The sequence below is a fragment of the Spongiivirga sp. MCCC 1A20706 genome, assembly GCF_046524175.1.
Taxonomy (GTDB): domain Bacteria; phylum Bacteroidota; class Bacteroidia; order Flavobacteriales; family Flavobacteriaceae; genus Spongiivirga.
The window spans coordinates 493,374-507,484 of sequence record NZ_JBEFZF010000002.1 but is presented as its reverse complement, the minus strand read 5'-3'; the positions used below and the strand labels follow the sequence as shown (position 1 = coordinate 507,484).

General features: G+C 34.2%; 13 protein-coding genes. 5 read left to right on the top strand and 8 right to left on the bottom strand.

Features of this window, described 5'->3' with window-relative positions; all coding sequences use genetic code 11:
- Window positions 1-59: 59 nt before the first annotated feature.
- Entirely contained in the window at window positions 60-350 is a 291-nt protein-coding gene (locus ABN763_RS06395; protein WP_410484608.1) for an HU family DNA-binding protein, read from the bottom strand.
- 129 nt (window positions 351-479) lie between these two features.
- Between ABN763_RS06395 and mutY the strand changes: the two genes are divergently transcribed.
- From mutY to gldD, 5 genes are all read left to right on the top strand, one after another.
- Window positions 480-1,520 (top strand): A/G-specific adenine glycosylase, encoded by a 1,041-nt coding sequence (mutY, locus tag ABN763_RS06390; protein WP_410484607.1) that lies wholly within the window; start codon window positions 480-482, stop codon window positions 1,518-1,520.
- A gap of 58 nt (window positions 1,521-1,578) precedes the next feature.
- Window positions 1,579-2,421, top strand: coding sequence for a class I SAM-dependent methyltransferase (locus ABN763_RS06385; protein WP_410484606.1), 843 nt, complete (start codon window positions 1,579-1,581; stop codon window positions 2,419-2,421).
- Between the two features lie 100 nt (window positions 2,422-2,521).
- Entirely contained in the window at window positions 2,522-2,992 is a 471-nt protein-coding gene (locus ABN763_RS06380) for a single-stranded DNA-binding protein (protein WP_410484605.1), read from the top strand.
- Between the two features lie 20 nt (window positions 2,993-3,012).
- Window positions 3,013-4,332, top strand: a complete 1,320-nt coding sequence (locus ABN763_RS06375) for a gliding motility-associated protein GldE (protein WP_410484604.1) — start codon at window positions 3,013-3,015, stop codon at window positions 4,330-4,332.
- 2 nt (window positions 4,333-4,334) lie between these two features.
- A complete protein-coding gene (gldD, locus tag ABN763_RS06370) occupies window positions 4,335-4,907 on the top strand; it encodes a gliding motility lipoprotein GldD (RefSeq protein WP_410484603.1) in 573 nt (190 codons plus the stop codon).
- Window positions 4,908-4,909: 2 nt separating this feature from the next.
- Here the strand turns inward: gldD and ABN763_RS06365 are convergent, their stop codons facing one another.
- From ABN763_RS06365 to ABN763_RS06335, 7 genes are all read right to left on the bottom strand, one after another.
- Window positions 4,910-5,299: a VOC family protein gene (locus ABN763_RS06365; protein WP_410484602.1), complete on the bottom strand. Its 390-nt coding sequence runs from the start codon at window positions 5,297-5,299 to the stop codon at window positions 4,910-4,912.
- Between the two features lie 300 nt (window positions 5,300-5,599).
- A complete protein-coding gene (locus ABN763_RS06360) occupies window positions 5,600-6,052 on the bottom strand; it encodes a helix-turn-helix domain-containing protein (protein ID WP_410484601.1) in 453 nt (150 codons plus the stop codon).
- Window positions 6,053-6,092: 40 nt separating this feature from the next.
- Window positions 6,093-6,623 carry a hypothetical protein gene (locus ABN763_RS06355; protein WP_410484600.1) on the bottom strand — a complete coding sequence of 177 codons (531 nt, stop codon included), beginning with the start codon at window positions 6,621-6,623 and terminating at the stop codon, window positions 6,093-6,095.
- 393 nt (window positions 6,624-7,016) lie between these two features.
- Window positions 7,017-8,303: a hypothetical protein gene (locus ABN763_RS06350; protein ID WP_410484599.1), complete on the bottom strand. Its 1,287-nt coding sequence runs from the start codon at window positions 8,301-8,303 to the stop codon at window positions 7,017-7,019.
- Window positions 8,287-8,784 (bottom strand): hypothetical protein, encoded by a 498-nt coding sequence (locus tag ABN763_RS06345; RefSeq protein WP_410484598.1) that lies wholly within the window; start codon window positions 8,782-8,784, stop codon window positions 8,287-8,289. The genes ABN763_RS06350 and ABN763_RS06345 overlap by 17 nt, the downstream gene beginning before the upstream one ends.
- Window positions 8,785-9,021: 237 nt before the next feature.
- Complete coding sequence (locus ABN763_RS06340) at window positions 9,022-11,127, bottom strand: DUF5689 domain-containing protein (protein ID WP_410484597.1); 2,106 nt, start codon at window positions 11,125-11,127, stop codon at window positions 9,022-9,024.
- Window positions 11,128-11,272: 145 nt separating this feature from the next.
- A complete protein-coding gene (locus tag ABN763_RS06335; protein ID WP_410484596.1) occupies window positions 11,273-13,984 on the bottom strand; it encodes a carboxypeptidase-like regulatory domain-containing protein in 2,712 nt (903 codons plus the stop codon).
- Between the last annotated feature and the right edge of the window lie 127 nt (window positions 13,985-14,111).

Genomic DNA, 14,111 nt, shown 5'->3' with positions numbered 1-14,111 from the left:
TACCTTGTGCCTTTTTCTTTTTTTACCACTTGGCATACTGTGTGTTAATTTTAATTGTTTTACTTAACCTCCACATTCGTTTTTACTCCTTCTACAAAAACTTTCGCAGGCTTGAATGCAGGAATATTGTGAGCTGGGATTTTGATTGTGGTGTTTTTAGAAATGTTTCTTCCAGTTTTTTCTGCTCTAGTTTTAATAATAAAACTTCCAAAACCTCTTAAATAAACATTGTCACCACCTTCTAGTGAATTCTTTACTTCTTCCATAAAAGATTCAACAGTTGCCTGTACATCTCCTTTTTCGATTCCTAGTTTTTCAGAAATCCTCGCTACGATATCCGCTTTTGTCATTTTTAATTGAATTATAGGGTTTGTTTATAAGGGCTGCAAATATATAAATTTTTTAACCAATTAATAAAACGTAATTGACTTAAATATAATTATATAAACTCATATTTTTACACTTTCTCTGTTAATTTTATGACGTTTTCTCAACACCTAATCAATTGGTACTCAATTAATAAACGGGATTTACCATGGCGAAATACCACAAACCCCTATCCTATATGGCTTTCTGAAATAATTTTGCAACAAACTAGGGTTGAGCAGGGTATGCCCTATTATTTTAAATTTTTGAAGAAATTTCCTTCCATTCAAGACCTGGCAACGGCAGATGAAGCAACCGTATTAAAACTTTGGCAAGGATTGGGTTATTACTCCAGAGCAAGAAACCTTCATACCACAGCTAAGTACATTGCTTTTGAACTTGAAGGAGTATTTCCAAATACTTTTGAAGGTTTATTAAAACTAAAAGGGGTTGGGCATTACACCGCAAGCGCGATTGCCTCTATTTGTTTTAACTTACCAACACCGGTAGTTGATGGAAATGTTTTTAGAGTACTTTCTCGGTATTTCGGAATTGAGACTCCTATAAATAGCCCCAAAGGAATTAAGGAATTTAGGACACTTGCTGCTTCATTAATTAATCATGAACAACCAGCTACTTTTAACCAGGCCATTATGGAGTTTGGCGCTACTCAATGTAAACCACAGAATCCATATTGTTTACACTGCCCTTTTAATGATAGTTGTATCGCATTGCAAAAAAATCTGATCAAATCATTACCGGTAAAACTAAAGAAGACTAAGGTTAGACATCGATACTTTAATTATTTAGTGATCAAAACGAATAATAATGAGTCCGTTATTAAAGAACGCACCTTGAAAGGTATTTGGCAACATCTATTTGAATTTCCCCTAATAGAAACCGACTCTCCTGTTAATGAAAATACTTTAATCAATCTTGATTCTTTTAAAAAAGAAGTAGAAGGCCGATCTTTTGAAATCAGTCTGTATAACGATATAGATATTGTTCATAAACTATCACATCAACATTTACATACCAAATTCTGGATTGTAGAACTAGAAAGCATTGAGCAGGAAACCGTACCTATCGACTCTTTAAAACAATATGCTGTACCAGTTCTTATTCATAATTTCTTAGAAGAATACACCTTTTAGACTCTTGAAAACGGATTTCCATTTTTTGAGTTTTTACTTCAATTGATTTTGTATTTTCATGATAGCTATTTTTCAAGACATGCAAATTCACGAAACCGCATTTGTAGTATCAACTTATCGTTCGCTTCATGAAGATGTAAGTAAAGATAACTATGCCAAACTTTGGAACAATCCTGCAACGAATGCACTACTACCAACAATTTTTAAGGAAGTTTCTCCCTATGAAGGCATTTTGCATGCAATTAGAAATCGGTTTTTTTACGAGAGTTTACGTTCTTTTTTTAATAAACATAAAGGCGGTACATTCATAAATTTTGGTGCTGGCTTTAGTATGTATCAATTCATTTTAGATGATTCTGTTAATACCATAGACATTGACAAAAAAGAAATTCTCGACTTTAAGAAAGATAGGATAGGTAAGTGGACAGCTGAAGGCAAATTACCTCATCGGAATATTCAATATCTGAGTATCAATTTTAATACAGCACAAAAAGAAGAGATTGTTTATTCTCTACGACCATTGATCACAAAAAAGCCAACCTTTATACTTTTAGAAGGCGTCTTATTTTTTTTAAACAAAAACACAACCGACAAATTATTTGACACCTTCAAGGTCCTACAGGGAAAAGATGACCTTGTAGGCAGTGTTTCTTATATATCCAGTATAAAAAACACAAAGGTTTACAGCAGGCTCATTAACTACTTTGATAAAAACAATGACACCAATGATTCGTTTATGCATCAAACGATTCCTCATTCTTATTACGAGCAGATTCCTAATTACCGATTAGCAAGAGCCACCAGTGAATTTAATCTTTTAGAGGAATATAGTCCAGCACATTCTTCAATTAAAGAAAATGAAATTTTAAATGAACATCTATATTTGCTGCAAAAAATGTAGTGGAACTAAGTAAATCTCGATATGTTTTCAATTGATAACACTACTTACTATGTTCAAGTTTTTTAATTATCTTTAATACTACAATAAACAAACAAAAACCATGTCAGGAACCTTAAACAAAGTAATGCTTATTGGGCATACTGGAGATGAAGTAAAGATGCACTATTTTGAAGGAGGAGGTTGTATAGGTCGCTTTCCACTAGCAACTAATGAAACCTATACCAATAAAACTACTGGCGAACGTGTTTCTAACACAGAGTGGCATAATATTGTAGTACGAAATAAAGCTGCAGAAATTTGTGAAAAGTATCTTAGTAAAGGAGATAAGGTATATATAGAAGGTAGAATTAAAACGAGAAAATGGACTGATGACAAGGGATTGGAACGCTACAGTACAGAAATACAGTGTACTGACTTTACCTTTTTAACCACAAAGCAGGAATCTGGTATGCAGCAGCCAATCCAACAACCGACAGCAGCTCACCCAATGCAACAACAAGCTCCAGCAACGCCTGCAACTCCAGCGGCACCCCCACAACAACCAGTTGAAGAAGATGATCTCCCATTTTAAGTTTAATTAATTAACACGAATTGGATACCGAACCTCCGAGTCTAATTATTTTATTACTGTCTACTAGCACTTACCTAGTGCTAGAATGGTTAATATTACTGTTATTACTTGTATGCTCTGCCTTGATCTCTGGGGCCGAGGTTGCGTTTTTCTCACTTTCTCCCACCGATCTTAAAGAAGCAAAGGTCGCAGGTGATTCTTCATTATCTAGAGTTTTTAATTTACTGCAAAAACCAAAACGCTTATTAGCAACTATTTTGGTAGCTAATAATACTATTAATATTGGAGCAGTATTACTATTTGACGCCATAGGTAGTGTCATTTTTGCTAATATGGACTATCAGTTACTTGGTTTTATTAATGTTCGTTTCCTGGTAGAGGTCGGTATTGTAACCTTTCTTATTTTGTTGTTTGGTGAAATACTTCCAAAAATTTACGCAAGCCGTAATAGTTTGTCATTTTCTAAAACCATGGCCAAACCTATTTACATTCTTGATATTTTGTTCGCACCTTTAAGCAGGCCAATGCAGGCGGTAATTGGTTTTATACATTCGAAATTTGGCAATAAAAAAACTAATTTATCAATCGACCAATTATCGCAAGCGCTTGAACTTACCTCAGAAGAAGACACCACCGCCGAAGAACAAAAAATATTACAAGGCATTGTCTCATTTGGCAACACTGATACCAAACAAGTAATGCGTCCTCGAATAGATATTTTTGGTTTAGGTATAGAACAGCCTTTTAAAGAGGTAGTTACTGAAATTATCAAAAATGGTTATTCCCGTATTCCTGTTTATAAAGACAATATCGATACTGTTGCCGGTGTTTTATATGTAAAAGATTTGCTTCCACATATCGATAAAACATCTTTTAACTGGGAGAAACTTATAAGAGAACCTTATTTTGTTCCTGAAAATAAGAAGTTAGACGATTTGTTAAAAGAATTTCAAGATCAAAAAAATCATCTTGCTATTGTTGTTGATGAATATGGCGGAACCTCTGGTTTGGTCACATTAGAGGATATTATTGAAGAAATCGTTGGAGATATTACTGATGAGTTTGATGACGAAGACCTTATTTACTCAAAAATTAGCGACAAGCAGTTTGTATTTGAAGGAAAAACGGCTTTACGCGATTTATATAAAGTAATTGACTTAGAAGACCCTACTTTATTTGAAGAAAATAAGGGAGAGGCAGAAAGTATTGCAGGCTTCGTATTGGAAATTTCAGGAAGTTTTCCTAAAAAGGGAGATCGGATTACCTTTGAAGATTATGTATTCGATATAGAAGCTTTAGATCGAAAGCGAATTAAACAAGTAAAGGTTACCATACCTTAATTATGAAGAAGCTACTTTACCTCTTAGTTGTTATGTGTTTTATTTTGTTTTTTTCTTGCGGAGAAGATGCAATACCAAAACCAAAAGCACAACTACGTTTAGAATATCCACAGCCAAAATACGAGCTTGAGGCTAAAAGTCTCCCGCTTACTTTTGAAAAAAATAAGCTTGCAAAAACCATTTATCAGCAAGCTTCCAACAATAGGCAGCTGGCCTTAAATTTAGAATATCCACTACTAAACGCCACTGTTTATATTTCTTATATGCCAGTCACCAGTAATATTGATTCATTACTGAGAGATGCACAAAACCTTACGCAAAAACATGTAGTAAAAGCGGATAATATTCAGAGCGATTTGTATGAAAACCCTGATCGAAAAGTATATGGAATGTTCTACCAGGTTTTGGGTAACGCTGCATCGCAGAGTCAGTTTTACGCAACTGATAGTACCAAACATTTTTTAACGGGCTCTCTTTATTTTTATGCAAAGCCAAATTTTGATTCTATCCAACCTGCAGCTGCTTATATTCAAAATGATATGATGCGATTAATGGAGACTATTGTTTGGAAATAACTTTAGGTTATTGTTGCCAACCACCAACTATTTCCAAAGGGATCTTTAATTCCAGCAGTTCGCTTACCATTATCTTCATCAATAGGATGCATTAGTGGTTCACATCCCATATCTATCGCCTTATAAAAAGTGGTATCAGTATCCACTACATATATATATAAGGATGACGGTGTATTTCTTGTTTCATTTTCAGCTTCTGAAAGGAATAACATGGCATTGCCGATCAAGATCTCAGAATGTTGAATCTGCTTTTGAGCATTCAGCGTCCTAAACATTTCCTGAGCGTTGAAAAGCTTTCTAATAAAATCTATAAAAGCTTCAGCATTATACAACAAAAGAAAAGGCATTACTTGCTGGTGCCCTGCCATTATTTTAAGTTGACTAGTGATCATAAAACAAGGTTCTTGATTTATGTACGTAGATTAATTTGGGTTGGATTTTGAAAATAGCGTTTTGTTCTGATCGCACATCCCTATATCTCGAGAGAAATCATGAAGTTAGATAATCATGTGGACCTTCCCGATGCCTCCAAAAAATCAATTACAATTTCATTTTTACAAACTATCTTCTTTGAATTTAGGAAAACCTATTGCAAAAACCACAAGTATCTAAAAGCTTTTTTTCGGACATATATGGTGAAAACAAATAATCTTAGCTAAGAGCTAAGATTATTTGTTTTCATAAAAAACTACTTAATATGATTCACATACCTCTTCGTTAAAATTTCGCCAGAATTTCACATCGTATTTTGGATTCTGATTAAGAAACTCCGTTATTTTCAGTTGAACTTCTTTGTCATTTAAATCATTAGTATTACTATTTAGATACACTTCTGTTCTTGTTCTTTCCCGGATAAGAAACTCCCTATATTTTTCAATTAAATAAGATAGTAATTCAGGTAAAGGTATTTCACAAGCAGTTGCATAAGCCCTAACAATGTTTAGATTAACGGATTTTTCTCCCTTTTCACACTGGCTGATATATGATTGTTTAATATCCTTTCCGTCACAAATTTGATTTTGACGAACTTTCCTTATCTCTCGAACTTCTTTCAGGACAACGCCCACCCTAAACCTTTGGTTAAATGGTTTATCCTCTGGGCTAAAGTTAATGTCCACATTGGAATGATTTTTTGTTTTGTTCATAATCGATAATTTTTAGATTCTAATAAATTGTTATGTAATGCTAATCTTTAGGGCCATTGCCGCTTTCGCCGGCAATCAATTCATAAATTCTGATCGACTTCGAAAATATTTTCCATACGATACCCGTACCGATAAATTTCAAAATCCATTTATAAAGTTTATTTTTTGACGTATTACTATTCTTTTTCTCTTTAAACTGTTCGAAATGACTTTTCAGATTATCTAATTCTTGAAGAATGAAAATTAAAGGATCGTCATAATCAGAAGTTCCTTGCCTGTTTTCTAAAAGAACAAAATGGTTAATTGATTCTTCATCTAAAACATTCTTTATTTCTAGAATTAACGTGGCTGCTCTAAAATCAGTTTCAATTAATTCTCTTATCCATTTGTCAAATAAAATGGTGCTTTTATTTGAAATTGGCATTTCAATGGTGCTAATACCATAATTTATAGTTTGGTGGTGCAAAAGTTTCTTTATAGGCTTTAGCAACGGTTGGTTTACATTTTTGACGATTTGCGCTAGATTAATCGTCATTGTGGAGCTTGGCGGAGTACCTGAAAAGTTCTTCATCTTTCTTAAATTTTGAATTAGCCGTGGTGTGTATTCTTAAGAAAAAGAATATTAAGATCACCTAAATATAAGAATAAAGATTTAAAATATTACCAAATTGGTAATATTTTAACATGGAAGATAAAAACTTAACCCCTTCTCCCAGGACTAAAATCCTCAGGTGCATCTTGTGGCTCTAAAATGGTACCTGCCTCCCCTGTATCATTCCAAATTTGCCATTCAGAAAAGATGTAGCTAGTATTACCTTGAGTAATGTTTGGGTTGCGAAGTGTCCGACCATCTTTTTCTATTAGCTCTCAACATATATACAGCGTACTTTTAGTCCATATTTTCTTTTAGGATATCCCTAATACACTTTAAATAAGCCAATCGTTAAATTGGAAAAAATTATTTCTAATTAAACTTGCAGGAGATTCTAATTTCAGAACTGATAATTGTCTTAGAACATTTTTCTAATTTAATTTTCTTTTGTTCTCCAGATGAATCAGAAGCTGAGCTCCTAGCCCTTTGATTACCATACATTCTAGATTTAACCGATAGAATTGTTTTGTAAAGAACACCGTCACCATCCGCATTTATTAGAAAAAACTTATATTTTATTCCAGTAGGCAACGATATTCCATTTTTAATTTGTTCATATTGCCACATCTTCCTATAATTTCCCTTAGTATCCTCAATTACAACATATATTCCTTCGTTTGGCTCGCAATCAAAAAGCAAAACAATCCTTCGTTTGTTCGATAGCAAATCCCTGTAGTGATCATATTCAGTTGAAGAATATAATGATTCATCATTTCCAGCTGTACTATTATCAAATTTCTTTATAAAGGATATAGGTTCAGGAAACAGAATCGCATATTTAACCCCTTCTATTCTGTTAGTATCGACGAAATCATTTGCTGTGAATTTTCTTATATCAAAAAAATCTCCCTCTTTTAAAGCATCTCTAACATCAATATAGCTTACTCTTATCAAGACAAGACCATTTAAATACTGCTTAACATAGTTAGATATTTGATTCACTTCTAATTCTTCTAAGGACAACTGCCTTTCTACAATTTTTAGTAATAAATTGCGAATTTTCTGAGAACGCATTTCCATTAGAATCTTCCCTAACGCTCTTTCCATAAGAGGGTATTCATCAAAATCTGAAATTTTAATATAACTAGAATCTTGTGTTTTTAATTCGAATATTTTTTTTATGTAGGGGCTTCTCCTTTGAGTGTAACCCAAAGAGATTCTCTTTGAAAGCATACTGTAAAAGGGCATATTAGGTTCAAAATCGATGCTAAAGTGATCAGAAATCTTCAAAGACTTGTTTAGATACAATTTATCCAACCCCCGTTTATTCTCCATTAAAAACATTGACATTTTGTCATCAATTTTTTTTCTCATTTCTTGCCTATTAACGTACTCATAGCCAAGAATTGAATCTATTGCATTATCATATAAATGCTGATTAGCATAAGAATATAACTCCTTCAAAACTATACCTCTATTTTCGCTATTCTCAAAAAGCTTAACTCCATTAGACACCTGCCTATTAACTTCTTTCCTATTAATAGAATCGATCTCAAGGGTTTTTAAAGCATATTCAAAGCTTAAAAAATCAGCTCTATTTGATGCATTAAGAGCTAATGAAAAGAGAAGAATAAACAAAGGGCTAATTTTTGCTTTCATTTAAATTTGTCGTGATAAATAAACCAAGGAAAATCAATGAGGCAATAAAGGATAAAAACTGTAATTTTCTAGGTATGATTAAACTTCCATCAAAAGGTTGAAAAATATTTTCTGATAATTGCTCTACCCATGTTTGCATATAAATATAACCAAAATCAATTGAGATAGTTGCGCAACATAAAGCTGTAATCGAAAAATAAAGCGCATTCTTTGAGAGTTTGGTGATTGACCCAAACTTCTCAACAATAAGAAATCCAACAATACCAAAAATTGCTGTAGCAAGAGACATCAGTAATTCATTCATTCTACTTATCATATCCATTGTTTGTTCCTGCATCTTGTTCAAATCTGGTAATATAGGGGCTGGATCAGCAGAAAGTTCGAACCAAAAATGGTTATAACATATGCTAAAAAGAGTAATCCCAATACTAACAGCAAGCCTATACTTTTTCCATAGGCTTTTTAATTTATTACGCAACACAATCCAGTTTTTGACGACAGAAAGTTTTAATTATGTAAATATCTAATTATGAGATATGTAAAAATAACTAAATATCCTTTTGACTTGTAAGATAATCATATGGCCTGCTTATTTAAAAAAGTTATTTCCTAAAAATATTTATTATTAGTGTCCTCAATACATATAAACAATTCAAATTTTGAATTAAATTAATTCGATTTATATGTGATTTTTCTTGACATTAATTTTGTTCGATATTTAATCTCCCCGCCCTGGACTAAAATCCTCAGGTGCATCTTGTGGCTCTAAAATAGTAGCTGCTTCTCCCGTATCATTCCAAATTTGCCATTCTGAAAAGGTATAGGTTGTGTTGCCTTTGGTTATATTAAGATTTCGAAACGCCCGACCATCCTCAAATTCGTGATTAGTACCTGTGCCATCTTCTCCTATTACACCAAATACATCTATTATAGTACCATTTACATCAATCAAGTCATAATTATCATCGCCATTACCGTCTGCAACAAGCTTATTTTTTGCCTCCAAATCAGGCGAAAAGCCATATACATTTTCAAAAGCTAACGCATTTGGCGAAATCACATAGGTCGACTCTGGCATTAGTATCACCTCCAAAACTTCTTCGTTAGTGGGTATAGCGCTATCATTTGTATATCTTCTCACCTTCCACCCACTAAGATTAATCGCTTCTGATGAGGCATTATACAATTCAATAAAACGAGCTTCATCATTGTTATTTGGATCAGCAAGCTCAGAAAAAATAATAGCGTTGGAAGTACTTACCGGAGTACAGTTTTGATACATATTGGTAAAATTCACATCATCGGTATTTCTAATTTTTAGGTACTTCCCATTTTCATCTTCCAAAACAACAGCGGTCAACTGTCCATTTCCTGAAGGAAATTCAGCATTTGCAAAGGTCGACACACCAGAATTTATCAACGAAATCGTTCCGAATGTATCACAATTGATCAAGGTGCGAGTGGCGTCATCCTCTCCACTGAAGAATGCATATGCAGCTTGTTGTTCATTACTAACAACCTCAAGGTTTTCCAAAGCAATCAAAGTCCCTACCGCCGCCAAGTCTATGTTACTAACAACAGTCGGGACAAGCTCTTCTAACTCTCTAGTTGAAAAAAGAAATTGATCAATCTGTTCATTCGGAATTTCTGTTATGAATCCGTTTTTTAAAATTCCTATAGCTAGCATTCCTTCTTTTGTTTTTCCGAATGCTAACTTATCTAGTTTTATTTTTATTTTATGTCCAAGTGGAAATTGTTGATAGAGGCCCTCGCCTTTCATTAAAATGGGAATTCCTATACTTGGTTTCTCAGCGATATCCTGAACGACCAATATATTTTGAAAGTTTTTTTGTTCATCACTTGATATAACTACCCCTTCGACTATTCGGTTTTCTAACCCAAAGTCTACTACTGCATTATCATATGCTGAAATAACATCCGATAATTCAGTGTTTACATTTAGACCATCTGTAATATCACATCTGGTTTCATTAAAAACTAAATCGTCTGTATCTCTTATTTGAAGCACGTTCTTACTATCATTAAAGTCTCTTGAAAAAATAGCGGTAATACTCCCTTTTCCATTTGGTATAAGCTCGGAAACAAAATCAGCAAACTTACTGCTGCTTAGCGTTATGGTGGTTCCGTTTTGGCACGTCTGAAGGATTCGCTCACCATCAAATTGGTCTGTAGATTCTCCTGCAAATGTCTTTCCCGCTTCAGAAGGTGTAAACTGAATGTTGTTTATTTGAATGAGTGTATTTAAGTGATTTTCATTTAACTGGTCAAGTGTTATTAAACTTGGTACAATGTTTATAATTTCAGGACTTCTAACAATGACATCGTCAACTTCTTGTTCGGGGATTCGATCAAGTTCGCCGTTAATTAATTTACCAATAACCAACACTCCATTCTCTTTCGAAATAGACAATCCAGCTAGCTTAATATAAACCTTTCTCCCAATCTCAAATTTTGAAAAAAGCCCACTTTGATTAACATCTATTCTAAAACCAAGACGCGGATCTTCTATTGTTGAGGTATCATCCATTTTATTTTGAACAATAAGCTCTTTAAAGAAATTTCCTTTTTCATCACTCGACATAACATACCCTTCAATATAAATGCGCTCATTATCTTGAAACGTAACGGGGCCAAAAGACTGATCGAAACGTTCCTTGATCGCCTTAAATGTAGTTTTGACTCCATCAATTAAAGGTTCTTCCTGTTCTTGATTAAGCACTAATGGAACTTCGAACTCGTCATCGCTAACACAGGAAATGAAAATGAGTAGCGTTAGGATAATATATGTGGTTTTTGGTTTCATTTTATGGTTGTTTTGTGTGTGTTTTAAATGGATACACTCTTCTAAATCTTCCCTTAAGGGGGAGACTTTATTATTCTTCTTACTAATTAATTTGACACCCTCACCCCAACCCTCTCCCTCGAGGGAGAGGTAGTTGGTTAACCAGCTAAAATCGGACATAACACCCAACAAAAAAGTTAGTACCACGTCCGAACCAGTATTTATTTCCGAATACAGGACGTTCTCGTTCAAAATCTTCTTTTAGTTGACTATAATTCGCATTTCTGCCTTGCTCAAATCCTCCTGTTTTATATGTTTCATTCAAAATGTTATTGATGCTTGCGAAAAAACCGAGATAATAGTCTTTCACTTTCCATGACTTACCCCCCACAGCATTTACAATCATATAGGGCTCAAATTCTTCTTGTTGTAGAAGTACTCTAGATAGATCGCTATCGATAGCATTAATGGGAAGTCCGTCAGTATCTAAAAAGAAATTATTACTTCTAGGAAGCGGACTCACATCAACGTATGCGTTGCTAAAAAAGTTTACTGTGGGACTAAACCACCAATATTCCGGATCTCGATATTCAAAGCCAACTGAATATGCTCGTTGCGGACCATTAGCCAGTTTGTAATTTTTCAAATTTGTTCTTCCCACATCTAAAAAACCATTTTCCAAATCCTGTGAGCTTAATATCAGATTTGGATTATTGCTGTAGGTATATTGTCCGAATGAAACTGCCCCTTTTAGCTTTAAGGTCGAAGTAATTGGTGACTCAAATCCGAGCTCGGCTCCAATGTAGGTTTTTTCAATTCCTTGAAGAACCTCTTGTACAAAGGCTGCGGTATCACCACCAATACCATCAGTAAAATAAAATGAAACTTCGTTTGCATTTTGCAGTTGGCTATAAAAACCAGTTAAACGACCATTTAAAAAAGGAAAGCGAAAAATATAGCTAGCATCGGTGCTAAAAAATCGTTCTTCTTTAATACCAGGTACTACCGAATTACTTTCTCGTAGATTTACAAAACTATTGCTAATGGTTGGTGCGCGTTGTGAGAAAAAACCGTTTAGTTGAAATAAATGCCTACCCGATGTTTTAAATGTAGCTCCTGCTTTTGTCGAAACACCAAGAAAAGATAACCGCTCTCCTTTACCAAACGAGTTGTCTTGGTAAGCCTCACTTTCAAAAAAACCTTCACGCTGATAATTTGTTTGTGTAGCTGATAGCGCTAAGAAATAATCTAATGATGCTGTTTTCGCCTGTAATTGAACAAAACTAGAAGCCTCTATCGCATTAATGCCATAATGATATCTAAACTTATCACCTTCTAAAACAACTTGATCGGGGTTTAGAAGGTTATACTGGTAATTGTCAAACGTATCCGTATTTACATAATTTTCTCCGCCTAGCAAATCAGAAAGAACCGCGAAATTATCTGAATATAATTGTCTAAAATGTAACTTTCCGTTTAGCAATAACTTGTCGGATAGTTCAACCCTAACTATACTATTTCCGCTGAAAACCTTATCCTCGGTACGGTCGTCATATAACACATAATCAGATGTGTCGCCAATATTTTGTTCATACAGTGAAAACCAATTGAGCTGACCGTTTTTGATAAATTCTTGCTCGTTTACAAATGCTTCCTGAAAGTTAATGGGCTTTCTACTTAGCGAATAGCTAGGTAGTTTTCGGTAATAAGCTGCACTCGGATTATTAGTATTTCTATAGTCAAGTCTGCTCGATGCATTATACCCAAACTGATATGACAAATTGGTATTGATAGTTACCTTATCTGAAAGCTCATAAAAATGGTTTAGCATGATGATTGGTTCTACCACCTTTCGCTCTCTAGAATTTCTGATTTCACCATCCTGAAACCCCCAATATTCATTATACTGATTCCCTTTTAAATCAAAAATTTCTTGGGTAATTGGTGAAGTACGACCTCGTCTGTTAGGGGTATACATGGCTACTATGTTAAGTGCTTGCTGTTTTCCCAGTTGTTTTTCAACACCAATAAAAACCGAATTAGCATCGTAGAGGCTGCCATCTACATAAGCTTGATCTGCCCATCTTCGAGATAATGAAATTGAGTACGCCCAACCTGAACTTAATAAACCAGAATTATAGCTGCCCATTACTCGATTTTTATACGACCTGTTGGATGACGCATACGAAATGCTAGCACCTTTTCGCATTTGTGACACACGAATATTTATATTTGTAGTAGCTTGAGCACCTCCAAAGTCAACATTAGAGGCGCTAACTCCGTTGACAAATTCCTGATTTCGCATCACGTCATTCAATCCGCCCCAATTACTCCATAATGGTCTACCATTTTGAAGCTTATTCATTTTAATACCGTTTATTAAAATAGAAGTATTCATCGCATCAAGGCCCCGTACCCTGAAAAATGAACTACCAAATTCAAATGCAGCGGTACGCAAAAAAACATCTTTTGTTGCTTGTAATAGACCAGGAGCATTTTGAGCGCGTATATCATCTAGAAAATCATCTTCACCCAATGTGATAAAATTTTCAGACTGATCAGTTTGAATGTCGGGCTGCATTAAAATTTGACCGATATCTATTTTGCCCAAATCAGTAATATTAACCTCAAATTCTTGTGTTACGAATCCATTTTTTTGGAAAAGCAATTGCTGTTTTCCAAATGGAAGCCATTCTAAAATGAATGTACCATCTGACTTTGTTATTGATAGATTTTGAGTAGAAACCAACGATATACGCACTCCGCCCATAGGGCTTAAATCGCGTTCGTTCAGAACAGATCCTACCACCGAAGTCTCTGGTTGCGCATGACTCAATGAGACAATGCACACATAACATGTTATCAAAAAAGTTTTCAAGATAAATACGCTTAACAGCGTTGGTAGGAGTCTCGAATATATTATGCATGCATAATATTTAAAGAATAATTACTATAATATGTGATTTTAATCGTTGAAATGCAAGAATTATGATTTTAGCGTTATA

Bases quoted from the DNA above. Each gene is read 5' to 3' on its own strand.
- ABN763_RS06395 (WP_410484608.1), bottom strand. From the start codon at position 350: ATGACAAAAGCGGATATCGTAGCGAGGATTTCTGAAAAACTAGGAATC.
- mutY (WP_410484607.1), top strand. From the start codon at position 480: ATGACGTTTTCTCAACACCTAATCAATTGGTACTCAATTAATAAACGG.
- ABN763_RS06385 (WP_410484606.1), top strand. From the start codon at position 1,579: ATGATAGCTATTTTTCAAGACATGCAAATTCACGAAACCGCATTTGTA.
- ABN763_RS06380 (WP_410484605.1), top strand. From the start codon at position 2,522: ATGTCAGGAACCTTAAACAAAGTAATGCTTATTGGGCATACTGGAGAT.
- gldD (WP_410484603.1), top strand. From the start codon at position 4,335: ATGAAGAAGCTACTTTACCTCTTAGTTGTTATGTGTTTTATTTTGTTT.
- ABN763_RS06365 (WP_410484602.1), bottom strand. From the start codon at position 5,299: ATGATCACTAGTCAACTTAAAATAATGGCAGGGCACCAGCAAGTAATG.
- ABN763_RS06360 (WP_410484601.1), bottom strand. From the start codon at position 6,052: ATGAACAAAACAAAAAATCATTCCAATGTGGACATTAACTTTAGCCCA.
- ABN763_RS06355 (WP_410484600.1), bottom strand. From the start codon at position 6,623: ATGAAGAACTTTTCAGGTACTCCGCCAAGCTCCACAATGACGATTAAT.
- ABN763_RS06350 (WP_410484599.1), bottom strand. From the start codon at position 8,303: ATGAAAGCAAAAATTAGCCCTTTGTTTATTCTTCTCTTTTCATTAGCT.
- ABN763_RS06340 (WP_410484597.1), bottom strand. From the start codon at position 11,127: ATGAAACCAAAAACCACATATATTATCCTAACGCTACTCATTTTCATT.